Consider the following 24,795-nt stretch of genomic DNA (forward strand, 5'->3'; position numbering starts at 1 on the left):
GGGTCACATCCTGCCCGACCCACGGCGTGCGGTGCGACCCTCCCAGGGGCCCGGGGCGGACCAGCCCAGACGGAGGGAGACGAGGCGGAAGCCGAACACGAGCGCGAGGACCGCCGCCTGGGAGAGCAGGCCGAGCGCGCCGGCCTCCGCGAGCGCGGCGGTCAGCGCGGCGCCCGCGAGCGCCGGGATCGCGTAGAGCTGCTTGTCCTGGAACAGGAGCGGCGCCTCGTTGGTCAGCAGGTCGCGCAGGATCCCGCCGCCGACGCCGGTGATGACGCCCGCGAAGACCGCCGCGAGCGGGCCCACCCCGTACTCGAGGCCCTTCATCGTGCCGGAGAGCACGAAGAGCGCGAGCGCGCCCGCGTCGAGCACGATGATGCTCCGCCGCAGCCGTTCCAGACGTGGGTGCCAGAAGAACGTCACGACGCCCGCGAGCACCGCGACGGCGACGAGCCGCCAGTCGGAGATCCCGACCGGGGGGATCGCGCCGATCAGGACGTCGCGCAGCAGACCGCCGCCGAGGCCGGCGACCCAGGCGAGGACCAGGACGCCCACGAGGTCGAACCGCTTGCGCACGGCGGCGAGCCCGCCCGAGAGCGCCGCGAAGAAGACGCCGCCGAGCTCGAGGGCGTCGCCGGGCACGAGGTCGAGGATCACACCCGGCATCATCCCAGCCGCCCGCACCCGGGGCGCGGACGAGCGCGCGCCGAGTCCGCGGCACACCGCGCGTGCTGCGCGGCTCGCGGGTGGGACGATGGCACCCTCGAGGGAGCGGTGACGCGGTCGTCGCGGTCCGCCGGCCCGGGAGACGGGGTCGCGGCACGGCACCGGCGACCGGGGCGGCATCGGGCGACCGGGCGGCTCCGGGAGCGGCACCGCGAGCGCCACCGGGCGCGGCGACACGGGAGGGTCCATGGACGAGCTGGAGCTGGTGAGACTGCACGAGGACGGGGAGCACCTCGTCCTGCGCGCGCGGGGCGGCGCGGAGTTCACGCTGCCGATCACCGAGGCGCTGCGCGCGGCCGTGCGCCGCGACCGCCCGCACCTGGAGCACCTGCGCGCGGAGGGCGAGCGCAACCTCGCCCCGCGCGAGATCCAGGCCCGGTTGCGCGCCGGGGAGTCCGTGGAGGCGGTCGCCGAGGCCGCGGGCCTCGGGGTGGAGCACGTGCGCCGCTTCGCGGGCCCGGTCGTCGCCGAGCAGGAGTACGTCGTCGACCGGGTCCGCGCGTCCCGCCAGGGGCACGAGGAGGACTCGCCGACGGTCGGGGAGCTCGTCGCGCAGCGGCTCGCCGCGCGCGACGTCGAGCCCGACGCCGTGGAGTGGAGCGCCGCTCGCCAGCCCGGGGCGTCGTGGGTCGTGACCGCGGCGTTCGAGGTCGGGACGGGCAGCCGGACGGCCCGCTGGGAGTACGACGCGGCGACGCGCGCGCTCCAGGCGCTCGACGACGAGGCCCGCTGGCTCTCGGGCACCGACGCCCCGCGCGACCCGACGCCCGGCGCCGTCGCGGTGTTCGACGTCGACGCGACGGGGCGCGGTCGGGGGCTCCGTGCCGCTCCCCCGACCCCGCCCGACGACGGGACGGCCGAGCTCCTCGACGACCTGAGCCAGCGCCGGGGCGTGCGCCCGCGCAAGGCCCCGGCCGGCCCCGTCGAGGTCGAGGGTCAGGAGCCGTTCGAGGGGTTCGGGCCGCAGGTGGGGGCCCGGCACGACGAGGACGCGTCGCAGGACGCTCCGGACGACACGGCCGCACCCGCGGGGGCGACCGTGGTCCACCTCCCGACCGTCCGTCCGCTCGACGCGGTGCGCCTCCCGGACCCGGTGCCCGACGACGCCCCGGACGACCCCTCCTCGGGCCCGCAGGACGGCGCGGGCGGCCCTCCTCCGCGCGAGGAGCGCTCGGGCGGCACGGTCTCGGTGGACGCGGACGAGCCGCAGCGCGCGGCGCGGCCCCAGACCGCGCGCGAGCCCCGCAAGGGCAAGAACCGCTCCCGCGCGAAGGTCCCGAGCTGGGACGAGATCGTGTTCGGGGCGCGCCCCGAGTAGGCGCAGCGCGCCGGCCGAGGGCACCGTCGCCGGGCGCCTGCTCAGTGCGGCAGGTCGAACGGCAGCCCGTCGGCCGCGGCCTGGCGGCGCGCGACGGCCGTGGTCATGCGGCGCATGTGGTGCCGACGGCACAGCACCTCGTAGCCGATCTCCCCCGAGCCCGCCCCGACGTCCCCGACGACGACCTGGTCGCCCTCGACGACCATGCTGCCGTCGACCGTGCGGGCGTTGTGCGTCGCGCGTCGGCCGCACCAGCACAGCGACTCGACCTGCAGCACCTCGACCCGGTCGGCGAGCTCGATGAGCCGGGCCGAGCCGGGGAAGAGCCGCGTACGGAAGTCGGCCGTGATGCCGAACGCGAAGACGTCGATCTCCGTCTCGTCGACGAGCCGCGCGAGCTGCTCCACCTGCGCCGGGGAGTAGAACTGCGCCTCGTCGCAGACCAGGTAGTCCACCGGGTCCTGCTCGGCCGTGACGAGCGACCAGAAGTCCGTGTCGTCGCGCACCTCGCGCGCGACGACCTCGAGCCCGAGCCGCGACGAGAGCCGGTCGGAGCCGGCCCGGTCGTTGCGGGAGAAGATGAGCCCCCGGCGGCCACGGGCGGCGTGGTTGTGGTCGAGCTGCAGGGCGAGGGTGGACTTGCCGCAGTCCATGGTCCCGGAGAAGAAGACGAGCTCGGCCATCGGGCGTTCCTTCGCGAGGTCGGTGCGGGTCGGTCGGTGCGGTCGCGGGCGGCCGCGTCGTGGCGTGGCGCGGGGCGTCGCCGGGGTCAGGTCCCCGCGACGAGCAGCGGGACGCGCATCTCGCGCTCGGTGAGCGAGCCGTGCACGCCGACGAGCGCGAGCGACGCAGGCGTCTGGGTGCGCGAGTCGACCACCGTGGCGCGGCCGCGCAGCGCGACGATCACGTCGCCCGCCGCCGCGACCGCCTCCGGCCGCGGGTCGGGCCCGAGGAGACCCCGCGCGAGCACCTCCTCGCGCTCCAGGACGAGCGCGTCGTCGCCCAGGACGTCGCGCCAGCGCGCCGCGACGGCGGTCGTCTCCCCCGGCTCCGTGTAGACGTGCACCGCGCGCGGCTCGCCGCCGACGAGCGCGACGCCCCGCGCGAGCACCGGGTCCGTGGCGACGTCGCGACGCAGGGCCGGGTCGACGTCGACCATCCCGTGGTCCGCGGTGACGAGCACGAGGGTGCCGCGCGGGACCGACCGGGCGAGGCGGGCGAGCTCACGGTCGAGCGCCTCGAGCTCGTCGCCCCACTGCCAGGACGTGCTGCCGTGGTGGTGCCCCGCCTTGTCCACCTCGCCCCAGTACAGATAGACGAGGCCCGGCCGGGACAGGGCCCGCACCGCGGCGTCGACGCGCGCCCCGAGTCCCTCGGCGGCGGCGTACGACCCTCCCCGCAGGGCGGCGACCGTCATGCCGGACCCGGCGAACCGTGCGGGGCCGGTCGAGGTCACGGCGAGGTCCACCGCGGCGAGCCGCTCGAGCACGGGCGTCTCGCGCTGGAGCTCCGCGGGCGGCGGGGCGCCGTCCCACGACACCATGTTGGCGAGCCCGCCCGTCGCCGGGTTGCGCTGCGTGTACCCGAGCATGCCCGTGCGCCCGGGGGCGGTGCCGGTGCCGAACGCGCCGATCGCGGCGGCCGTCGTGCTGGGGAAGGTCGAGGTGAGCGCCCGCGCGTCGGGCAGGAGCGAGCGGAGGAACGGCGCGTGCCCGGCGCGCTCCGCGAGGTTGACGTGCCCCAGCCCGTCGACGAGGACGACGCACACCCGCTCGGCGCGCGGCAGGTCGAGCGCCGAGCGCGCTTCCTCGCTCCCGAGCCCCGTGGCGGTCGCGAACCGGACGCCGAGGGCGCCCGCCGCCCCGGGGAGCACCGCGGAGAGACCGCCCAGCCCGAGGTCGGGCGCGAGCAGGCCCGCGGGGAGCGCGGGGGTGGCTGGGGCCTCGTCCGTGCGTGCCTCGCTCACCGGGCGCTGTGCCTCGCGGTGGCGCGCGAGAGGGCGCGCGCGAAGTCGACCGCGGCGCGCACGGCGTCACGACCCTCCGCCTCGGCGCTCACGCGGACGACGACGTCGTCCGGCGTGATCTGCCCCGTGAGCCCGTGGTCGGCGTCGCAGCTCGGGTCCGCGCACCCTGCGGGCTCGAGGTCGACGCGCGAGACCGCGCCCCAGCCGAGGGCGAGCGTCACCTCGAGCGGGGCGGCGCCCGCGCGGTGCTCGTGCGGCTCGGCCACGACGTGCGTGAGCGACACGGACCGCACCTCGGCCAGCGGCACCGACTCGGTCGTGGCGGCGGCGGACGCGGACGGGTTCTCGCTGTCGGCCGGGTGGTCGTCGACGTGCGCCGTGACGAGCCGCGTGGGGGTCAGGACGAGCACGGTGAGGTGCCGGCGCACCTCGGACGCGTCGAACGTCGTCTCCGGGAGCACGAGGTGCGAGACGATCTCCTCCCCCGCGACCGCGAGGTCGAGGACGTCCGCGACGAGCTCCGGGTAGTAGCCGGCGCGGTGGAGCTGGGTCGTCAGGTCGGTCCAGGGGTTCGAGGTTGCTGAGGGCACCCGCGCATTCTCCCATCCGGCGAGCGGCCGCGGCCACCCGCTCGTACCGCCTGGGGACGGACGACCGGACGTCAGCCCGGCAGCGCGCGGCGCAGCGCGTCGGCGCGCTGGGCGTCCGCGAGCGTGACGCGCGCGCTGAGCACCGCGGCCTCGTGCTCGGACACGACGACGGGGTAGAGCTCGAGGCTGCGCACCTCCGGCAGGTCGTCCGCGAGCACGGACACCCGCGCCAGGACGTCCTCGAGCGCGGCCGTGGCCACGACGTGCGTGCCCATGTACCCGAAGAGCCGCGGGGCCGCCCGCACCGAGCGCACCATGGCCGCGACGTCCACGTCGGTCAGCGGCGGCACCCCGTACGCGACGTCGCCCAGGAGGTCGACCGCGTCACCTGCGAGGCCGAACGACACGACCGGCCCGAAGAGCTGGTCCTCCGTCGAGCGCACCACGCACGCGACGCCGGCGTCGGCCATCGCCTGCACCTCGAACGGCTGGTCGGCGGCGCCGGGCAGCACGGCCGCGAGCGCCTCGCGCATCTGCGCGACGTCGGACCGCAGCTCCGCCTCGTCCGCGATGTCGAGGCGCACGCCGCCGAGGTCCGCGCGGTGGCGCAGCCCGGCCGCCGTGCTCTTGAGCGCGACGGGCCAGCCGATCTCGCGCGCGGCCGCGACGGCCTCGTCGGCGGTCCGGACGCGGCGGGCGGGCCACACGCGGACGCCGTAGCACGCGAGCAGCTCGGCGGTCGTCGCGGGGTCGAGGTCGACGGCGTCCCGGCCCGCCAGGGCGCTCTCGACGAGGGCGCGGGCGCGGCTCGCGTCGACGCCCGCGGGGCGCACCGGCGTCCCGTGGTCCGCCTCGCGCCAGCGGGCGTAGCGCACGACGGCCCCGAGCGCGGCGACCGCGTCCTCGGGCGTGGAGTAGGCCGGGACCCGCAGCAGGACGTCGGACGCACCGCCCGACGCGTCGGGCGCCGGGGCCGCGAGCTCGTCGGTGAGGCCGTGGAGCCCGAGCATGCTCGCGACCGTCGTGCGGCCCGTGCGCGCCGCCGCGCGCGCGACGGCCCGGGAGAGGTCCTCGCGGCGCGGGTGCACCACGGGGACCTGGACCACCACGACGACGTCGCACGCGTCGGGCGCGTAGAGCGCGTCGACCGTGGCGGCGAGCTCGTCCGACGACGCGTCCTCGGGCAGGAAGTCCGACCGTGCGACGACGAGGCCCGCCGACGACGACGCCTCCGCCACGAGCGCGGCGAGCGACGCCGAGCTCGCGAGGATGCCGACGCGGCGCCCGCCCGGGAGCGGCTGGTGCGCGAGAAGCTGGGCGATGTCGATCATGTGGTGCGTGTTCTCGGCCCGGATCACGCCCGACTGGCGCAGCATCTCCTCGAGCGTGCGGCGGGGCGCACGGGTCGAGCGCACGGCGTGGCCCGGCGGCACGACCTGGCCGGAGCGCCCGGCCGTGACGACCACGACCGGCTTGACCGACGCGAGGCGGCGCGCGATGCGCGAGAACTTGCGCGGGTTTCCGATCGACTCGAGGTACAGGCAGACCACCTGCGTCGCGGCGTCGTCCTGCCAGTACTGCATGAGGTCGTTGCCCGACACGTCGGCCCGGTGCCCCGCGGACAGGAACGACGACACGCCCAGCCCGCGTCGCGCCGTGGTCGCGAGCAGCGTGACGCCCATGGGCGCCGACTGGCTGAACAGGCCCACGACGCCGGGCAGCGGCAGGTCCTCGGCGAGCGTCGCCGCGAGCGCGGGCCGCTCGCGGGTCTCGCCCGTGCGCAGCAGGCCGTAGCTTGCGGGCCCGACGACGCGGAGCCCCGCCGTGTGCGCGACGCGCAGGAGCTCGCGCTGGAGCGCGAGCCCGTCCGGCCCGGTCTCGGCGAACCCGGCGGACAGCACGACGACGCCGCGCACCTCGAGGCGCGCGAGCTGGCGGACCGCCTCGATCGCGTCCGAGGGCGGCAGCGCGACGACCGCGAGGTCCACGGGGCCCGGGACGTCGGCGAGGGTCGCGTGCGTGCGGGGCGCCGCCCCGCCGTCGGGCCCGCCCACGCCGGCACCCACCACGTGGACGGTCACGTCGGGGCTGCGCACGAGCGCGGCCAGGGCGCGGTGCGCGAGGACGCGGTCGAGGGGCGCGCCGTCGGGGTCCTGGCCGCCGTCGACCGGCGCGCCCGGGCCCACGAGCACGACGCTCGTCGCACCGAGCAGCCCCTGCATGCTCCGCGCCTCGGCGCGGTGCTCGCGGTCCGCCATGACGGCTCGCGACCGTTCCGTGGGGTCGAGGTCGACGCTCACCTGGACGAACCCGTCGTCCATCTGCTGGCGCACGTCGTACCCGGCCTCGCGGAAGACGGCGAGCATCTTGCCGTTCTGCGGCAGCACCTCGGCGGTGAAGCGCCGCACGCCGCGCTCGCGCGCCGCCGCGGCGACGTGCTCGAGCAGCACGGAGCCGAGCCCCCGGCCCTGGGCCGAGTCGGCGATGTTGAAGGCGACCTCGGCCTCGCTCGCGCCCGTGCGGTCGAAGCGCGCGACGCCGATGATGTCCTCGCCGACGTCGCCGGTCCTCTCCTCCCCGGCCGGTTCCGCGGGTCCGGCCGCCTCGTCGCGCGGACGGACCGCGACGAGCGCGACGCGGTCGACGTGGTCGACCCGCGTGAACCGCTCCAGGTCGCGCTCCGAGAGCCGTTCCATGGGGGCGAAGAAGCGCAGGTACGTCGAGCGCTCGGACTGGCCCACGTGGAATCGCTGCAGCGCGTCGGCGTCCTCGGGGCGGATGGGGCGCACGTGCGTCGTCGTCCCGTCGCGCAGGACGACGTCCGCCTCCCACTCCACCGGGTACCGGTCCGGGCCCCGCCCGGCTGCGCCGCCGTCGCTCACGCCCCCAGGCTATGCGGTGGGTGGCGCGGTGCGCCTGCGCCACCCCGGCCCGACCAGGGAGGACAATGGTCCCTCGACAGGCGACGCGACGCGGCATGTCGGACGGTTGGCGTACCCTCGCGTGCGGCGCGCGACCGCAGCACGTCACCACCGGCGCACGCCGGCACAGATCCCGCGCCCTCGCGGCGCACCGAACGGCAGGAGCCCGCAGGCACATGGCGCGCAAGTCCTCGACCCCCTCGCTCGACCCGGCCGAGGTGAACGAGAAGATCGTCGACGTCGACGTCCAGGCGGAGATGGAGACGTCGTTCCTCGAGTACGCCTACTCCGTCATCTACTCCCGCGCCCTGCCCGACGCGCGCGACGGCCTCAAGCCCGTCCAGCGCCGCATCCTCTACATGATGGCCGACATGGGCCTGCGCCCCGACCGCGCGCACGTGAAGTCGGCGCGCGTCGTCGGCGAGGTCATGGGCAAGCTGCACCCGCACGGGGACGCCGCGATCTACGACGCGCTCGTGCGCCTCGCGCAGGACTTCTCGCTGCGCCTCCCGCTCGTCGACGGGCACGGCAACTTCGGCACGCTCGACGACGGCCCCGCCGCCTCCCGGTACACCGAGGCGCGCCTCGCTCCCCCGTCGCTCGCGATGACGGCGGGGCTCGACGAGGACGTCGTCGACTTCGTGCCGAACTACGACAACAAGCTCCAGCAGCCCGAGGTGCTCCCGGCGGCGATCCCCAACCTGCTCGTCAACGGGGCGTCGGGCATCGCGGTCGGCATGGCCACCAACATGGCGCCGCACAACCTCGTCGAGGTCGTCGCCGCGGCGCGCCACCTCGTCGCGCACCCGGACGCCGACCTCGACGCGCTCATGCGGTTCGTCCCCGGCCCCGACCTGCCGACGGGCGGCAAGATCGTCGGTCTCGACGGCGTCCGCGACGCCTACCGCACGGGCCGCGGCACCTTCCGCACGCGCGCCACCGCCCGCGTGGAGAACCTCACCCCGCGCCGCAAGGGCATCGTCATCACCGAACTGCCGTACCTCGTCGGCCCGGAGAAGGTGATCGAGAAGATCGCCGAGGGCGTCAGGACGAAGAAGATCCAGGGCATCACCGCCGCGACCGACCTCACGGACCGCGAGCACGGGCTGCGGATCGTCGTCGAGGTGAAGACGGGCTTCAACCCCGAGGCGGTGCTGGAGCAGCTCTACAAGTTCACGCCGCTCGAGGACTCGTTCGGCATGAACAACGTCGCGCTCGTCGACGGGCAGCCGCGCACGCTCGGCCTGCGCGAGATGCTCTCGGTCTGGGTCGACCACCGCATCGACGTCGTGCGCCGGCGCTCCGCCTACCGGCTGCGCAAGCGGTCCGAGCGGCTCCACCTCGTGGACGGCCTGCTCATCGCCATCGTCGACATCGACGAGGTCATCCAGGTGATCCGCTCGTCCGACGACGCCGCGACGGCCCGCGGACGCCTGCAGACCGTGTTCGACCTCTCCGAGCCGCAGGCCGAGTACATCCTCGAGCTCCAGCTCCGCCGCCTCACCAAGTTCTCGCGCATCGAGCTCGAGAAGGAGCAGGAGACGCTGCGCCGCGAGATCGAGGAGCTCCAGGAGATCCTCGGCAGCGACGCGAAGCTGCGCGCCGTCGTGTCGGCAGAGATGGCGGACGTCGCCAAGACGTACGGCACCCCGCGCCGCACCATCCTCCTGGAGTCGGCCGGCGCCGCGCCGACCACGACCGCGGCCGTCCCGCTCGAGGTCGCGGACACGCCCTGCTGGGCGCTGTTCTCCGCCACCGGTCTGCTGGCCCGCACGAGCGACGAGACGGAGCCGGCGCGCTCCGGCCCGCGCGCCGCCCACGACGTGCTGCGCGCCGCCGTCCGCACGACGGCGCGCGGTGAGGTCGGGCTCGTCACGAGCCGCGGGCGGATGGTCCGCGTCTCCGTGCTCGACCTGCCCGCGCTGCCACCGACCGACAGCGCGCCGAGCCTGTCCGGCGGCGTGCCGCTCAGCGAGGTCGTCGCGCTCGCGCCCGGCGAGGAGGCCGTGACGATCGCGTCGCTCGACGCGGACGCTCCCCCGCTCGCCCTCGGCACCGCGCAGGGCGTCGTCAAGCGCGTCGCCCCGGGCGACGTTCCGAGCAACCGCGACGACTGGGAGGTCATCGGCCTCAAGGACGGCGACACCGTCGTCGGCGCAGCGCCCGCGACCGACGCGGACGAGGTCGTGTTCGTCAGCACCGACGCGTCGCTGCTGCACTTCGACGCGTCCGCGGTGCGGCCCCAGGGGCGTGCGGCCGGCGGCATGGCCGGCATCCGGCTCGCGGACGGCCACCGGGTCGCGTTCTTCGGCGTCGTGCCGGCTGACGTGCGCGACCTCGGGGTCGTCGTCACCGTCGCCGGGTCGTCGGGCGCCCTCGCGGGCACCCAGACCGGGGCCGGCAAGGTCACGCCGTACGAGCTCTACCCCGGCAAGGGCCGCGGCACCGGCGGCGTCCGGGCGCAGCGGTTCCTCAAGGGCGAGGACGCGCTGATCCTCGCGTGGGTCGGGCAGGGTCCCGCCCGTGCCACGGGCTCCGGCGGCCAGGCCGTCGACCTGCCGGAGGTCGACCAGCGCCGCGACGGGTCCGGCACGCCGCTCGCCTCGCCCGTCACGGCGGTCGGGTAGCCCCCGGTCGACGGCCGCCGGCGAGGGCGCCAGGGCGTCCCGAGCGGGACGTCGCGGTCGCCCGCCCTTGCGAGTACCGGCGATGGGCGCAGGCTCGTGGTGTGGCAGGGAACCAGGGGGGCGCCGTCCGGACGCCTCGCGACGCGGACGGGGCCGCCGGCCCCGTCGACTACCACGCCGTCTTCGCGGTCCTCACGGCGCCCAAGGCCGTGCTCTCCCCGGACCTCACGGTGCTCGACGCCAACGAGTCGCTGCTGCGCACGATCGACGTGCCCGCGAGCGCCGTCGTCGGCCGCCACTACCTCGACGTGTTCCCCGCTCACGGCCCCGACGGCAGCTCCGTCGAACGGGTCGTCCGGTCGCTCGAGAGGGTCGCACGCACGGGCCGCCTCGAGATGATCGGGCCGCACCGGTACGACCTGCGCCGCCCCGACGGCAGGTGGGCCGAGCGGTGGTGGATCACGACCAACCTCCCCGTCCTGGACGCGGGCGGTCGGGTGTCGGCCGTCGTGCACCGCGCCGAGGACGTGACGAGCGTCGTGCTCGCGCGCGGCCCCGCGGCGCCCGACACCGGCCGGGGCGAGGTGAGCGACTGCCCGGACGCGATGTCGCTCGTCGACCGCGGGCTGCTCCTCGGCTCGTCGGTCGACCGCTACGCCGAGGTGATCACGCGCGAGCGGAGCGCGTCGCTCGCGATCCAGGACTCGATCCTCACCCCGCCCCCCGACATCCCGGGGCTGGCGATCGACGTGCGTTACCGGTCGGCGGTCCCCGAGGTGCACGTCGGCGGCGACTGGTACGACGCGTTCGTGCACCCCGACGGCGAGACGACCGTCGTCGTCGGCGACGTGACCGGGCACGACGTCGCCGCCGCGGCCCACATGGGCCACCTGCGCGGCGTCCTCCGCTCCGTCGCCTTCGCGACCGACGCCGGCCCTGCCACCGCGCTCGACGCCGCCGAGCAGACCGCCGAGGGGCTCGGCCTCCAGGCGCTGGCGACGGTCGCCGTCGCGCGCATCGGCGCCCCCGGACCTGCCGGACGGCGCGCGGTCCGCTGGGCGAGCGCCGGGCACGTCCCGCCGGTCGTGCGCCGCGCGGACGGGACCGCGCACCTGCTCACGGCGCGCCCGTCGCCCATGCTCGGCGTCGGGCTGGGCGGCCCGCGCACCGAGCACGAGGCGTCGCTCGACCCGGGCGACACGCTCCTGCTCTACACCGACGGGCTCGTCGAGCGCCGGGACCGGTCGTTGCGCGAGGTGCTCGACGAGCTCCCGGGCCGGGTCGAGGGGCTCGGCGACGTGGCCCCCGAGGAACTGCTGGACGCGCTCCTCGCGGAGCTCGTCCCCCACGGCGCCCAGGACGACGTCGCCCTCGTCATGGTGCACGTCGACGACGGGGAGCCTTCCACCGGGCCCGATGTCTGACCGTCCCCCGGTCGCTGCACCGATCCGGTCGTGGGAGGTACTGCCAGAACCCTGTAGGAGCGGGACTCCCAGGAGTACGCGCACCCGGTGTCGAATGGTGATCGCACCCAGTTCCCCACCGGCAACGGAGAGCTCCTTGAAGGCCACCGTCATCTACGGCGCGCGCGACGTCCGCGTCGAGACCCGCCCCGACCCGACGATCGTCGAGCCGACCGACGCGATCGTGCGCGCGGTGCGCGCGTGCGTGTGCGGGTCCGACCTGCACCCCTACCGTTCCATGCCGCACACCGACCAAGGCGTCCCGATCGGGCACGAGCTCCTCGGCATCGTGGAGGAGACCGGTTCTGCCGTCACGACCGTCCGCGCGGGCGACCTCGTGATCGCGCCGTTCGCGTGGTCGGACAACACGTGCCCCGTGTGCCGCGACGGCTTCCAGACCGCGTGCCCGCACGGCGGGTTCTACGGCAACCCCGGCGACGTGGGTGGCCAGCAGGCCGAGCTCGCGCGCATCCCGCTCGCGGACGGCAGCCTCGTCGCCGTGCCGGACGTCGACGAGACGAGCCCGCTCCTCCCCTCGCTGCTCACCCTCTCGGACGTGTACCTCACCGGCTACCACGCGGCGCACATGGCGCGCGTCTCCGCGCAGACGACCGTCACCGTCATCGGCGACGGCGCCGTCGGGCTGTCCGCCGTGCTCGCCGCACGGCAGATGGGCGCCGAGCGCATCATCCTCATGGGCCGCCACACGTCGCGGACCGACCTGGGGCGCGAGTGGGGCGCGACCGACGTCGTCGCCGAGCGGGGCGCCGAGGGGATCCAGCGGGTCCGTGACCTCACCGGCGGCCTGGGCAGCCACGTCGTGCTGGAGGCCGTCGGGCACATGCCCGCCTACGAGCAGTCCTACGGCGTCGTGCGCGCGGGGGGCGTGATCAGCCGCGTCGGCGTCCCGCAGTACGAGGACGCACCGGTCGGGTTCGGCTCGCTCTTCGGCCGCAACATCACGCTCACCGGCGGGCCCGCACCCGTCCGCGCGTACCTCGAGGACGCGATCCCGCAGGTGCTCCGCGGGGAGATCGACCCCGGCCGGGTGTTCGACAAGACCGTCGCGATCGACGACATCGCCGAGGGTTACGCCGCGATGGACCGCCGCGAGTCCCTCAAGACGCTCGTCGCGTTCTGAACGACGTCCTGACAGGAGGAGAGACATGAGCACCGAGAGGCAGCCGACGACGCCGACCGTGAAGGGACCCGCCTCGTGGTTCACCGGTGACGTCTGGTTCAACTCCTACTACGCGGGCACGGAGCCGTCGCGGGCGCGCCTGAACCTCGTCCGCTTCGCCCCCGGCGCGCACACCGCGTGGCACCGGCACGCCGTCGGGCAGACGCTGCACGTCACCGAGGGGTTCGGCTACGTGCAGTCGCGGGGCGAGGAGGTCGTCGAGCTCCGGCCGGGCGACACCGTCTACACGCCCCCGGGCGAGTGGCACTGGCACGGCGCGAGCGGTGACAGCTTCCTGTGCCATCTCGCGCTGTGGGAGGCGCCCGCGCCCGGCGTCGACGAGCCCGAGACGACGTGGGGCGACCTCCTCGCCCCCGAGGAGTACCCGGGCTGACGTGCCCCCGCGCGGGTGGGAGGCCACGGCACTCCCGCCCGCGCGGCCCGCCGTCGTCCCGACGTACCGTGAAAGACGTGGAGGCCATGGACAACCGTTCCGAGGTGCGCGAGTTCCTCATGAGCCGCCGGGCCCGGGTGACCCCCGAGCAGGCCGGCATCGAGACGTTCGGCGGCCGTCGCCGCGTCGCGGGACTACGCCGCGACGAGGTCGCCCGGCTCGCCGGCGTGAGCGTGGACTACTACACGCGGCTCGAGCGCGGAAACCTGCGGGGCGTGTCCGACGTCGTGCTCGAGTCGGTGGCGCGTGCCCTGCTCCTCGACGCGGCCGAGCGCGAGCACCTGCTCGACCTCGCGCGCACCGCGAACCCCGTCGGCGCCCGCCCGCAGCGCGGCCACGGCGACACCCCGGTGCGCCCCGAGCTGCAGTACCTGCTCGACGCGATCACGACGGCGCCCGCGTTCATCCAGAACAACCGCATGGACCTCGTCGCGGCCAACGCGCTCGGGTACGCGATGTACGCGCCGATGACCGCGGGCTCCGCGGGCCCGGCGAACTTCTCGCGGCACATCTTCCTCGACCCCGCGTCGCACGACTTCTACCCCGACTGGGACCGCGCGGCGTGGACGAACGTCACGATCCTGCGCCGCGAGGCCGGCCGCAGCCCGCACGACCGGCGCCTCCAGGCCCTCGTGGGCGAGCTCTCGACGCGGAGCGAGCGGTTCCGCGAGCTGTGGGCGTCCCACGACGTGCGCCGGCACTACGCCGGGCAGAAGACGTTCCGCCACCCCGTCGTCGGGGACCTCGAGCTGCACTACCAGACGCTCGAGCTCCACGGCGACCCCGGGCTCGGCATGACCGTGTACACCGCGACCCCCGGCTCCCCGACCGAGGAGTCGCTGCGCCTGCTCGCGTCCTGGGCGGCCGCCGAGGCCCCGGCCACCGCGCCGTCGCGCACCGACTGAGAGGAACCCATGGACCTGGACGACCTGCTGGCCGAGCTCGACGCCGGGCGGACGATCCCCGGCGGCTCGCCGCTGCACGCCGTCATGCACCGCACGAGCCAGGAGGCGCTGCGCATCGCCGGCGAGCTCAACGGCGCGTACCGCTCGCCCGAGCGCGTCCGCGAGCTCCTCGCGGAGCTGACGGGCAGGCCCGTGCACGAGTCCGTGACCCTCTTCCCGCCGTTCACGGCCGACTTCGGCAAGAACATCACCCTCGGCCGGGACGTCTTCCTCAACTCCGGCTGCCGATTCCAGGACCAGGGCGGCATCACCGTCGGGGACGGCTGCCTCATCGGGCACAACGCCGTCCTCACGACGCTCAACCACGACCTCGACCCGGCCCGGCGCGCCGACATGCACCCCGCGCGCGTCGTCCTCGGCCGCAACGTGTGGCTCGGCGCCAACGTGACCGTCCTTCCCGGGGTGACGATCGGGGACGACGCCGTCGTCGGGGCCGGCTCCGTCGTCACCCGGGACGTCCCCGCACGCACCGTCGTCGTCGGCACGCCCGCGCGCGTCGTCCGCTCGCTCGACGCCTGAGGTCGGATCAGCGGCAACCGGATCAGCGGGCACCGGCGAGCGTCACGTCGATGCCCACGCGGCGCCGCCCTTCTCCTCGACGGGGGCCGCCGTGGCGCGCTCCCGGCGCAGCACGCCGAGGACGAGGAGCACCTGCCCGACGACGTAGGTGAGCATCACCCAGAAGCCGTGCGCGGGCAGGGCGTACCACGGCGCGAACGCGCCGAGGGCGATGAGCGCGTCGGACACCAGGAACACCGCCCCGCCGACGGCTGCGAGGCGGTCGACGCCCGTCGCCGTCACGGCCATCAGCACGAGGCACGCGCCGTACACGACGACCGGGACGAGCAGCGACCCGGCACCGGGCGCGCACGCGACGACGAGTGCGACGAAGGCGAGCAGGTACGGCGCGAGCGCGAGCGGGCGACGCAGCACCGACCCCGCGCGGAAGGGCCAGAACGCGAGTGTGTACGTCACCTGGGCACACAGGAAGAACCCGACCATGACGAGGAACGCCGTGTCGCCGTCGGCGAGGTCGGGGGCCGTGTCACCGAGCCACGAGAAGCCCAGCGCGACGAGCGTGAGACGGACCAGCCGCGAGCGCCGGCCCGGACCGTCGCCGTCGCGTCGTCCGCCGTCGCGTCGTCGCGTGGCGAGCCACAGGCAGGTCGCGAGGAGGGGCATGAGGAACCACTGCGACGCGTCGGCGAGCGTCGAGGCGCCCGCGAGCTGCGCGGCGAGGTGGACGAGGGTGAGCAGGGCGAGCGCGCCCCACGCGGCGAGCATGGGTGTCGGGACTCCTTCGGTGGTGCTGCCGGCGTCGTTGCCGGGACGAGCGATTGTAGGCCCGGACGTCCTCACCACCGGGCCACGTCGTCGGAAGCCTCCACGACGACCGCCTCCATCGCGGCCCGGCAGCGGGCGAGGAGCTCGGCGATGTCGGCGGGAGCGGTGCCGCGGGGATGCTCGCCCGGGAGGATCGTCAGGTGGATCGGCGGCCGGGGGCGCCACCACGGCCGGCGGCCGTAGGTGAAGACCATCGGCACGACAGGCACGCCCAGCCGGCAGGCGTACACGAACGCACCGCGCCGGAACGGCCGCAGCGTCGTGTCGTACATGACCAGCGCGCCCTCGGGGAAGAAGTGGACGCCCTGGCCGGCGTCGACGGTCCGCCGCAGTCGCGCCTCGAACGCGGAGAGCTCTCCCGGCCCGCGGGGCAGCGGGACGGCGAGCAGGTGGCTGACCAGGACGCCCGCCACGGGCAGGTGGAAGTTCGAGGGCTGCGAGACGACGGCGGCGCGCCGGCCGCGGTGCTGCCCGGCGACCCACGGGCCGTCCAGGTAGTGCACGTGGTTGGCGACCGTGACGACCCCGCCGCGCTCGTCGGCGAGGTGCTCGCGCCCCGTGACCCGGAGCCCGTGGACGACGTACCCGTACCACCGCACGACGGCCATCGCGACGTCGAAGAAGACCGCGTCGAACCGGCTCCAGAGCCGCGGCGCCGCCGACCCGTGACCGCGGTCAGCGCTCATGCGAGCGCCCCGGCGCCCGGCCCGCGGCGTCGTCCCGGTCGACCGGCGCGGGGTCGACCGCGCCGCCTCCCTCGAGAACGGCCTGGCGCAGCATCTCCTCGATCTGCGGGACGCACACGTCGAGCGCGTGCTCCCGGCCGACCGCCGCGTACGCCGCACCCATGCGGGTCCTCTCCTCGTCGTGCTCGATCCAGTAGTCGATCGCGCGCGCGAGGTCTGCGGCGTCCCCGGCACGGAAGAGGCTGCGCTCGTCGAGCGCGAACTGCCCGGTCGCCGACGCACGGGAGTCGGAGATCACCGGGACGAGACCGGTGGCGACGGCCTCGAGGCAGCCGAGCGCCTCGATCTCCGCGTCGGCGGCGTGCACGTACAGGTCGCTCATGGCCAGCACGTCCCGCAGCGAGTCCTGGGCGAGGAAGCCGATCCGCGGCGGGTGCAGCAGGCTCGCGCCCTGCTGGGCGTACCTCTCCGCGAGCGGACCGCGCCCGGCGAGCACGAGCTGGATGCGGTCGGCGTGCCGGGACCGGCCGACGGCGTCGAGGAGCACGTCCTGCCGTTTCTCGCGCGAGAGCCGCCCGGTCATGGTGATGACGAACCGGCCGGCCAGGTCGGCGCTCTTCGGCAGCGTGCGCGGGACGAACCCGGGGTCGACGCCGTTGGACACCACGTGCAGCGCCGCCCGGTAGCCGTGGTCGCGCAGCTCCCCGGCGATGAACCGGCTGGGGCAGTGGACGTGCCCGAACCGGTCGTAGAACGGCCGGAACACCGCGTACACGAGGTGGTTCAGCGGCGCGACCCGCCCCAGGCCGAGGCTGTAGGTGACGTTCTCCGGCTGCACGTGGAACGCGGCGGTGGACGGGACACCGAGCGCGTCCGCGAGCCGCTTGGCCCGGGAGCCGAGCCAGAACGGCGACATGACGTGCGCGACGTTGGCCCACCCCAGGGCGTCGCGCAGCACGTCGTCGTCGGGCTGGGCGAGCACCCACCCCTGGCCAGCGATCACCCGGTTGAAGCCCGGGACGCCGAGCGCTTCGAGCCGGTAGTGCACGACGTCGTCCGCCGAGGTCTCGTGGGCGGCATCTCCCGGGCGGACCGCGCCTCGGCAGCACGCGACGCGCACCTCGTGGCCGCGCTCGCGGAGGGCGACCGCGAAGCGGCGGGCCGAGATCGTGGTCCCGTTGGTGGGATCCTCGAACTGGTCGATGACGAGCAGGACGCGCACCCGCGGCTCCCTTGCGACGCGCGGCGCGTGGTCCGCGCCTGCTGACGGGGATGCCGTCAGGCTAGGGGATCACCCGTGGTCTGGGCCGGACCGCCGGGCGCGTGTCGTGCCGTGCTCGCGGGGCGACCTTCCGCGCGCGTGCCCGCCGGTCAGGGCGAGGGCGCGGACGCCCCGGGCGCGGCGGCGACCAGGACGCGACCGTCGCGCACGTGCGCCGCGAAGACCGTCAACGGCCTGCGGTCCTTGCCCCCGGCGTCGAGCACCTCGCCGGTGTCGACGTCCCACACCTGCTTGAGCATGGGGGTGGTGACGGTGTCGACGTCGCGCTCCTCGCCGTCGTCGCCGGTCACGCGGTGCGTGCCGACGAGGCCGCGCGACATGACGTTGGCGCCCGAGTACGGGTCGCGCTGCTGGACGGCGCGCACGGTGCCGTCGGCGAGCCGGAAGACGGCGACCTGGGTGTCGCCCAGGAGCGCGCCGACCCCCCGCTCGGGGTCGAGGTCGTCCAGCGCGCAGATGTCGACGAACGTGCTCATCGGGCGTCCTCCGGCTCGGCACGGGCCGCGGCGAGCGCGACGTCGCGCGCGGCGCGCGGGTCGGGGTAGGCGACGGCGTCGCCCTCGTCCGCGGGACGGACCTGGCCGCGCTCGGGGACGAACGCGAGGTCGCCGTCGATCGCCTCGGGCGCGTTGACGAACGGCGTGAACTTGCGCAGCTTGGCCGGGTCGGCGAGCGTCGCGCCCCACTCGTCCTCGTAGTCGCGCACGTGCTCGGCCATCGCGGCCTCGAGCTGGTCCGCGATCCCGAGCGAGTCCTCGACGACGACGCGCCGCAGCTCCTCCAGCCCGCCCGCGCGCTCCGCGACCCACGGCGCCGTGCGCTGGAGGCGGTCGGCCTCCTGGACGTAGAGCATGAGGAACCGGTCGACGTAGCGGACCAGCGTCTCGTCGTCGAGGTCCTCGGCGAGGAGCTGGGCGTGCGCCGGCTGGGCCCCGCCGTTGCCGCCGACGTAGAGGTTCCAGCCCTTGTGGGTCGCGATGATGCCGACGTCCTTGCCCCGCGCCTCGGCGCACTCGCGCGCGCACCCGGAGACGCCGAGCTTGATCTTGTGCGGCGAGCGGAGCCCGCGGTAGCGCAGCTCGAGACGGACCGCCATCGCCGACGAGTCCTGCACGCCGAACCGGCACCACGTGCGCCCGACGCACGTCTTCACCGTGCGCAGGGACTTGCCGTACGCGTGCCCGGACTCGAAGCCGACGGCCGTCAGGCGCCGCCAGATCTCCGGGAGCTGGTCGAGCCGCGCGCCGAACATCGCGAGCCGCTGGCCGCCGGTGACGCGCACGTAGAGCCCGAAGTCGTCGGCGACCTTCGCGAACTCCAGGAGCTGGTCGGCGCGCACCTCTCCCCCGGGCATCCGCGGGATCACCGAGTACGTGCCGTTCTTCTGCAGGTTCGCCATGACGTGGTCGTTGGTGTCCTGCAGCGCGGCCTGCTCGCCCTCCAGGACGTGCCCGCGACGCAGCGTCGAGAGGATCGACGCGACCGTCGGGCGGCAGACGGCGCACCCGCGTCCCGTCCCGTGCGCCGCGACGACCTCGGTGAACGTACGCAGGCCCTCCTCGCGGACGAGCCGGTACAGCGTGGCGCGGGACATCGCGAAGTGCTCGCACAGCGCGTCCGAGACCGTGACGCCCGCCCGGGAGAGCTCGGCGTTCAGCAGCTTGGTGAGCGCGGGCACGCACGACCCGCACACCGTGCCGGCCGTCGTGCACTCCTTGACCTGACCGATCGTCCGGCACCCGTGCTCGGTCACGGCCGAGCGGACCGTCCCGGCGTCGACGTTGTTGCACGAGCAGACGACGGCCTCGTCGGGCAGCTCGGTGTCGGCCGGGCCCTCGCCGTCGGGCGCGATGACGGCGGCGGGGTCGGCGCCGAGCGGGCGGCCGAGCAGGGGACGCAGCGCGGAGTAGAGCTCGATGTCGCCGACGAACACGCCGCCGAGCAGCGTCGTCGCGTCGTCCGAGAGCACCAGCTTGCGGTAGCGGCGGTGGATCGGGTCGACGAACGACACCTCCAGCGCGCCCGCGCTCACCGCGTTCACGTCGCCGAACGACGCCGCCTCGACGCCCACGCCCTTGAGCTTCGTGCCGTCGTCGGCACGGCGGTGCACGCGCTCGCCGCCCAGGAAGCGGTCGACGACGACGTCCGCCATGTCGTTCCCCGGCGCGACCAGGCCCGCGCACACGCCGTCGACCGACGCGCACTCGCCGATCGCCCACACGCCCGGGTCGGAGGTCTGGCACGCCTCGCCGACGACGACGCCGCCACGCTCGCCGATGGCCAGGCCGGCCTCGCGCGCCACGCGGTCGCGCGGGCGGATGCCCACGGAGAAGACGACGACGTCGGTCGGCAGGGCGGACCCGTCGGTCAGCTCGACGGACCCCACGGACCCGTCGCCCGCGGGCAGGAACCGGTGGGCGCCCGCGCCCGTGCGCACCGAGACGCCGAGGTCCTCGATCAGCAGGCGCAGCATCTCACCGCCGCCCTGGTCGAGCTGGACGCTCATGAGGCGGTCGGCGAACTCCACGACCGTGGCCTCGGCACCCAGCCGCTGGAGCGCCGCCGCGGCCTCGAGACCCAGCACGCCACCGCCGACGACGACGCCGCGCACCGCCCGGCCCAGCGTCCGCTCGCGCAGGCGCACCCACTCCGCCAGCCGCTCGACGTCGTCCAGCGTGCGGTAGGTGAACAGCCCAGGCAGGTCCGTGCCCTCCGCGCGCGGCGTCCACGCCCACGATCCCGTCGCGAGCACGGCGCGGTCGTAGTGGACCTGGCGGCCCGAACGCGTCGTCACGACGCCCGCCGTGCGGTCGAGCGACGCGACCGCGTCACCCGTGACGAGCGTGACGCGCGGGTCGTCCCACACGGCGCCGTCGAGCGTGAGCGCCTGGGCGTCGCGCGTGTCGAACCACTCCGACAGGTGCACGCGGTCGTACGGCTCGTGCGGCTCGTCGCCGATCACCGTGAGCGACCAGCCGCCCTCGGGGTCGCGCGAGCGCAGGCCCGCGACCAGGCGGTGGGCCGTCATGCCGGCGCCGACCACGACGATCCGGTCGCCGTCCAGGGGACCGCCTGCGGCGGGCGCGTCCGCGTCCGACGGGGCGTGAGAGAGGGGGGCCACGGGGAGCACTTTCGAGAGGCGGGGGCTGCGTCGAGGTCCCGGTCGGTGTGCGACCGGAACCCTGCTCCCGACCCTAGGGGAGGTGGTCCGACCACATCAGCCGTCTGGGACCAAGGTCCTCACTACCCCCATCGAAGGCCATCGCGTGCTGCCCTGGTGCGGTCGGGACGGCACGACGCCGCGCCCCCGGGACGGGGGCGCGGCGTCGGTCGGTGGGCGCGTCCGGCGTCGGCCAGGTGGCCGGACGGGCGGGCGCGACGACGTGCGTCAGGCGTTCGCGAGCTCGCGGTCGTCGTCGGCCACGGGCCGCTGGTCCTCGAAGCGGCGCACGACACGGCTCACGGTCGACCGCGACGCCGAGACCTTCTGGGCGATCTCGCCCTGCTTCATGCCCTGGCGGGCGAGCTCGACGATGCGGCGGTCGCGCTCCGCGGTCGGGTCCTCCTCGCCGACGGGGGTGTCGTCGGCCTCCGTCGCCGGGGCCGACGCGCCGGTCGATCCGCCGACGAGGTCGAAGACCTCGACGCGCCGGGTGTGACCCGTCACGGCCGGAGGCTCCACGACCGGCGCCGAGGTGTCCTCCTCCGGGACGGGCTGGTCCCAGGGGAGCGGCTGGGCGCGCCCGAACAGCTCCTTGACCCGCGCCTCGAGATCGGGGAGCGCCTCGAACGCCGTCTGCGGCACGTAGGGCTTCTCGTCGTCCGCCTCGTCCACCGGCTCGTCGTCCTGCGCGACGGCGGGTGCCTCGACCGGCGCGAAGGCCTCCGGGCTCTCCTGGTCCGACGCGGCGGAGGCCTCGTCCGGGACCGGCTCGGCGGCCGGCGATGCCTCCTCCGCCGCGAGGAGCTCGGCGTCGCGCGCGGGCTCCAGCGCAAGGGTCTCCTGGCGGTGCGCCTCGACGAGCCCCTCTGCGGGTGCCACCACCGTCCGAGCGACCACCACCGCGGGAACCTCCGACGCCGCAGGCGCCTCGGCCGACCCGCGCGCGGTGCCGCGCTTCACGGAGCTCGCCCCGATCAGGTCGAGACGGTTGCCGTGGCGCTCCGCGGCCTCCAGGCGGTCGACCCAGACCTGCATGCGGCGCTCGAAGTCCTCGACCGTGAGCAGCTTGAGCGCCGCGTCGCGCGCGGCGCGCTGCCGCTCGTGCGCGGCCCGGACCTTGCGCAGGTCCGCGGGCGAGCCAGCGCTGTCGGCGCGCGCGTCGCGCCACTGCTCCAGCGCGGAGACGTACCCGTGGACGCGCAGCTCACGACGCCGCTCCTCGAGCGTGTGACCCGTCACCATGTGCCGCTCCCCCACGAGGGCGAGGTGCCACATGAGCGCCGCCACCAGCGGCGGCACGAACCGGAACACCACCATGTACGGGGTGCTCGCCGTCGGGACCGCGACCTCGTGCAGCGCGGCGAACAGACCCGACGTGCCCGAGAGCACCCACGTCAGCGCGAGGAGCACGCCGTACGGGCGGCCCTCCAGCGCCGCGTTGCGCGCCATGAGCGCCACCGCGACGAGGCTGATCTCGAGGAAGCCCGCGAGCCCGTACGCCTCGAGCGGCGACATGTGCGCCACCTCGAGACCGAACAGGACCATGCCGCTGTACGCCAGCGCCGTGGCGATGGTCGCCGCGATGACCACCGCGACCATCGGGAGGTGCCGGCCGCGGTAACGCACCTGCCGCGGGGAACCGCCCGCGCCGGTCTGGTCCTGCTGTGTCACGTCATCCTCCGAAAAGTGGTGTGGGCGCACATATCCCAACACTCAGGACCTTCCTCGTCAACGCACCGGAAGGATCGCAATCGGATCGTGAGCAGCGGCGCCGCGGGACGGCACGCTCGCGGGCCGCGCGCCCCGCTCCGAACAGCACGACGCCGCGCCCCCGAGGGGACGCGGCGTCGGTCGGCGGAGGGGCAGGTCGTCAGACGTTGAACCCCAGCGCGCGGAGCTGCTCCTTGCCGTCGGCCGTGATCTTCTCCGGGCCCCACGGCGGCATCCAGACCCAGTTGACGCGGAAGCCGTCGACGAGGCCCTCGAGCGCCTGGGCGGACTGGTCCTCGATGACGTCGGTCAGCGGGCAGGCCGCGGACGTGAGCGTCATGTCGATGACGGCGTGGTTGTTCTGGTCGATCTGGATGCCGTAGACGAGGCCGAGGTCGACGACGTTGATGCCGAGCTCGGGGTCGATGACGTCGCGCATCGCTTCCTCGACGTCGGCGACGTTCGGCGGGCTGGGCGTGACGCCCTCGGCGGGCGCGCCGGTCTCGGTGGTCATCGGTTCTCCTCCGTCGTTCCCCGCGCGGCGAGCGCCGCGTCGGAAGCTGCTGCCGTTGATGCGTCGCCCACGGCGCTCAGGGCGCCCGAGGTGACGAGCGAGTCGCGCAGCGCGGCCCAGCCGAGCAGGGCGCACTTGATACGCGCAGGGTAGCGCGACACGCCCGTGAACACGGTGGCGTCGCCGAGCTCGTCCTCCGCGGCCTCGTCGAGGCCCTTGCCGCGCGAGCCCATGAGCTCGCGGAACACCTCGCCGAGGTGCTCGGCCTCGGTCACGGGCCGGCCGGACACGAGGTCGGTGAGCACGGACAGGGACGCCTGCGAGATGCTGCAGCCCTGCCCCTCCCAGCTCACGCGGTCGATCGTGTCCCCGGCGAGCTCGACGCGCAGCGTCACCTCGTCGCCGCACGTGGGGTTCACCTGGTGCGACTGGCCGCTCGCCGCGCCGTCCGCCACCTCGACCAGGCCCCGGCCGTGCGGGGTCTTCGCGTGGTCGAGGATGACCTGCTGGTACATCTGCTCGATCGAGCTCATCGGGTCCTCTCTCAGTCCACCGAGAAGAACGCGCGGACCCCGGCCAATGCTTCCCGGAACGCGTCGACGTCCTCGCGCGAGGTGTACACCGACGCGGACGCGCGCGCGGTCGCGGCGATGCCGAACCGGCGGTGCAGGGGCTGGGCGCAGTGGTGACCGACGCGCACGGCGATGCCCGCGTCGTCGAGCACCTGGCCGACGTCGTGGGCGTGCACGCCGTCCACGACGAACGACACGACGGCGAGCCGGTCCTCGGGCTCGCGCGGGCCGATGATGCGCACCCCGGGGATCTCCCCGATGCGCAGCAGCTCCGCGGCGAGCTCGTGCTCGTGCGCGGCGACGCCGTCCATGCCGAGCTCGTGCAGGTACTTCGCCGCGGCGCCGAACCCCACGACCTGCGCGACGGGCTGCGTGCCCGCCTCGAACCGCTGCGGGGGCGCCATGTACGACGACTCGGTCATCGTGACGACCTCGATCATCGACCCGCCGGTCGTCACGGGCGGCAGCGCCTCGAGCAGCTCGCGCCGCCCGTACAGCACGCCCACCCCCGTGGGCCCGAGCATCTTGTGCGCCGAGAACGCGGCGAAGTCGACGTCGAGCGCGGGCAGGTCGACCGGCAGGTGCGGCACGGACTGGCACGCGTCGAGCACGGTGAGAGCGCCGACCTCGCGCGCCCGGGCCACGATCGGCTCGACGGGCGTGACCGCGCCCGTCACGTTCGACACGTGCGCGAACGCGACGATCCGCGTGCGCTCCGTGATGACCGTCGCGGCGTCCTCGACGCGCACGCGCCCGTCGTCGTCCACCTCGAACCAGCGCAGGACGGCGCCCGTGCGGGCCGCGAGCTCCTGCCACGGCACGATGTTCGCGTGGTGCTCGGCCTCGGTGATGACGATCTCGTCGCCGGGCGCGAGCGCGAAGCGGCGGGCCGCCTCTCCCCCGCGGCCGAGCGTCGCGTTCGAGATCCCGTATGCGACGAGGTTGATCGCGGCCGTCGCGCCGGACGTCCAGACGATCTCGCCCGGGCGCGCGCCGACGAACGCCGCGACGTCCGCGCGGGCGTCCTCGAACGCCTCGGTCGCCTCCTCGGCGAGCTGGTGCGCGCCGCGGTGCACGGCCGCGTTGCGCTCCTCGTAGAAGTCGACCTCGGTGTCGAGGACGACCTGCGGCTTCTGCGACGTCGCCGCGGAGTCGAGGTAGACGAGCGGACGACCACCGCGCACGGTGCGCTCGAGCAGCGGGAAGTCGGCCCGCACGGCGGCGAGCTCGACGTCGGTCAGGCGCGCCGGCGGACCGGCCTGCTGCCCCGCTGGATGCTCCGCGGGGTGCGCGGTGGTCGTCATGGTCGTCTCC

The 24,795-nt window shown here is 75.1% G+C and carries 20 protein-coding genes and 2 pseudogenes; 8 read left to right on the forward strand and 14 right to left on the reverse strand.

Features of this window, described 5'->3' with window-relative positions; all coding sequences use genetic code 11:
* Positions 1 to 3: 3 nt before the first annotated feature.
* On the reverse strand, positions 4 to 657 hold the full coding sequence (locus ACTJIY_RS02300) for a trimeric intracellular cation channel family protein (RefSeq protein WP_253049103.1): 654 nt from the start codon (positions 655 to 657) through the stop codon (positions 4 to 6).
* Positions 658 to 913: 256 nt separating this feature from the next.
* Between ACTJIY_RS02300 and sepH the strand changes: the two genes are divergently transcribed.
* Entirely contained in the window at positions 914 to 2,044 is a 1,131-nt protein-coding gene (sepH, locus tag ACTJIY_RS02305) for a septation protein SepH (protein ID WP_440672954.1), read from the forward strand.
* Between the two features lie 41 nt (positions 2,045 to 2,085).
* Here sepH and ACTJIY_RS02310 read toward each other — a convergent pair whose 3' ends face one another.
* The 4 genes from ACTJIY_RS02310 to ACTJIY_RS02325 all read right to left on the reverse strand — a co-directional run bounded on the left by ACTJIY_RS02310 (position 2,086) and on the right by ACTJIY_RS02325 (position 7,482).
* Complete coding sequence (locus tag ACTJIY_RS02310) at positions 2,086 to 2,727, reverse strand: thymidine kinase (protein ID WP_440672953.1); 642 nt, start codon at positions 2,725 to 2,727, stop codon at positions 2,086 to 2,088.
* Positions 2,728 to 2,813: 86 nt separating this feature from the next.
* Positions 2,814 to 4,010: an alkaline phosphatase family protein gene (locus ACTJIY_RS02315; RefSeq protein WP_440672952.1), complete on the reverse strand. Its 1,197-nt coding sequence runs from the start codon at positions 4,008 to 4,010 to the stop codon at positions 2,814 to 2,816.
* Positions 4,007 to 4,600: a DUF5998 family protein gene (locus ACTJIY_RS02320; protein WP_253049090.1), complete on the reverse strand. Its 594-nt coding sequence runs from the start codon at positions 4,598 to 4,600 to the stop codon at positions 4,007 to 4,009. The genes ACTJIY_RS02315 and ACTJIY_RS02320 overlap by 4 nt, the downstream gene beginning before the upstream one ends.
* 71 nt (positions 4,601 to 4,671) lie before the next feature.
* Positions 4,672 to 7,482, reverse strand: a complete 2,811-nt coding sequence (locus tag ACTJIY_RS02325) for a bifunctional acetate--CoA ligase family protein/GNAT family N-acetyltransferase (protein WP_440672951.1) — start codon at positions 7,480 to 7,482, stop codon at positions 4,672 to 4,674.
* A gap of 215 nt (positions 7,483 to 7,697) precedes the next feature.
* Here ACTJIY_RS02325 and ACTJIY_RS02330 point away from each other — a divergent pair, with 215 nt between their 5' ends.
* From ACTJIY_RS02330 to ACTJIY_RS02360, 7 genes and pseudogenes are all read left to right on the forward strand, one after another.
* A complete protein-coding gene (locus ACTJIY_RS02330; protein WP_440672950.1) occupies positions 7,698 to 10,148 on the forward strand; it encodes a DNA gyrase/topoisomerase IV subunit A in 2,451 nt (816 codons plus the stop codon).
* Between the two features lie 101 nt (positions 10,149 to 10,249).
* A complete protein-coding gene (locus ACTJIY_RS02335; protein WP_440672949.1) occupies positions 10,250 to 11,572 on the forward strand; it encodes a PP2C family protein-serine/threonine phosphatase in 1,323 nt (440 codons plus the stop codon).
* 94 nt (positions 11,573 to 11,666) lie between these two features.
* Positions 11,667 to 12,104 (forward strand): annotated as a pseudogene (locus ACTJIY_RS02340) (alcohol dehydrogenase catalytic domain-containing protein); the annotation flags it as partial.
* 57 nt (positions 12,105 to 12,161) lie between these two features.
* Positions 12,162 to 12,752 (forward strand): annotated as a pseudogene (locus ACTJIY_RS02345) (zinc-binding dehydrogenase); the annotation flags it as partial.
* Between the two features lie 25 nt (positions 12,753 to 12,777).
* On the forward strand, positions 12,778 to 13,185 hold the full coding sequence (locus tag ACTJIY_RS02350; protein WP_353709395.1) for a (R)-mandelonitrile lyase: 408 nt from the start codon (positions 12,778 to 12,780) through the stop codon (positions 13,183 to 13,185).
* 86 nt (positions 13,186 to 13,271) lie between these two features.
* Positions 13,272 to 14,150: a helix-turn-helix transcriptional regulator gene (locus tag ACTJIY_RS02355; protein ID WP_440672948.1), complete on the forward strand. Its 879-nt coding sequence runs from the start codon at positions 13,272 to 13,274 to the stop codon at positions 14,148 to 14,150.
* Between the two features lie 9 nt (positions 14,151 to 14,159).
* Positions 14,160 to 14,729: a sugar O-acetyltransferase gene (locus tag ACTJIY_RS02360; protein ID WP_440672947.1), complete on the forward strand. Its 570-nt coding sequence runs from the start codon at positions 14,160 to 14,162 to the stop codon at positions 14,727 to 14,729.
* A gap of 42 nt (positions 14,730 to 14,771) precedes the next feature.
* On the opposite strand, the gene ACTJIY_RS02365 is transcribed toward ACTJIY_RS02360, so the two are convergent.
* The 9 genes from ACTJIY_RS02365 to ACTJIY_RS02405 form a co-directional block, all read right to left on the reverse strand.
* A complete protein-coding gene (locus tag ACTJIY_RS02365) occupies positions 14,772 to 15,494 on the reverse strand; it encodes a lysoplasmalogenase (protein ID WP_440672946.1) in 723 nt (240 codons plus the stop codon).
* 71 nt (positions 15,495 to 15,565) lie between these two features.
* Positions 15,566 to 16,240 (reverse strand): lysophospholipid acyltransferase family protein, encoded by a 675-nt coding sequence (locus ACTJIY_RS02370; protein WP_440672945.1) that lies wholly within the window; start codon positions 16,238 to 16,240, stop codon positions 15,566 to 15,568.
* Complete coding sequence (locus ACTJIY_RS02375) at positions 16,230 to 17,462, reverse strand: glycosyltransferase (protein ID WP_440672944.1); 1,233 nt, start codon at positions 17,460 to 17,462, stop codon at positions 16,230 to 16,232. The genes ACTJIY_RS02370 and ACTJIY_RS02375 overlap by 11 nt, the downstream gene beginning before the upstream one ends.
* A gap of 149 nt (positions 17,463 to 17,611) precedes the next feature.
* Positions 17,612 to 17,998 carry a nitrite reductase (NAD(P)H) small subunit gene (locus tag ACTJIY_RS02380; RefSeq protein ID WP_440672943.1) on the reverse strand — a complete coding sequence of 129 codons (387 nt, stop codon included), beginning with the start codon at positions 17,996 to 17,998 and terminating at the stop codon, positions 17,612 to 17,614.
* Positions 17,995 to 20,550, reverse strand: coding sequence for a nitrite reductase large subunit NirB (nirB, locus tag ACTJIY_RS02385; protein ID WP_440673201.1), 2,556 nt, complete (start codon positions 20,548 to 20,550; stop codon positions 17,995 to 17,997). Before nirB ends, ACTJIY_RS02380 begins: the two co-directional genes overlap by 4 nt.
* A 360-nt stretch (positions 20,551 to 20,910) precedes the next feature.
* Positions 20,911 to 22,356, reverse strand: coding sequence for a helix-turn-helix domain-containing protein (locus ACTJIY_RS02390; protein WP_440672942.1), 1,446 nt, complete (start codon positions 22,354 to 22,356; stop codon positions 20,911 to 20,913).
* Positions 22,357 to 22,555: 199 nt separating this feature from the next.
* Positions 22,556 to 22,909, reverse strand: coding sequence for a metal-sulfur cluster assembly factor (locus tag ACTJIY_RS02395; protein WP_253049023.1), 354 nt, complete (start codon positions 22,907 to 22,909; stop codon positions 22,556 to 22,558).
* On the reverse strand, positions 22,906 to 23,442 hold the full coding sequence (sufU, locus tag ACTJIY_RS02400; protein WP_253049021.1) for a Fe-S cluster assembly sulfur transfer protein SufU: 537 nt from the start codon (positions 23,440 to 23,442) through the stop codon (positions 22,906 to 22,908). Before sufU ends, ACTJIY_RS02395 begins: the two co-directional genes overlap by 4 nt.
* A gap of 11 nt (positions 23,443 to 23,453) precedes the next feature.
* Complete coding sequence (locus tag ACTJIY_RS02405) at positions 23,454 to 24,785, reverse strand: cysteine desulfurase (protein WP_440672941.1); 1,332 nt, start codon at positions 24,783 to 24,785, stop codon at positions 23,454 to 23,456.
* Positions 24,786 to 24,795 lie beyond the last annotated feature (10 nt).

This window comes from Cellulosimicrobium sp. 22598, from assembly GCF_052044445.1.
GTDB classification, from domain to species: Bacteria; Actinomycetota; Actinomycetes; order Actinomycetales; family Cellulomonadaceae; genus Cellulosimicrobium; species Cellulosimicrobium cellulans_G.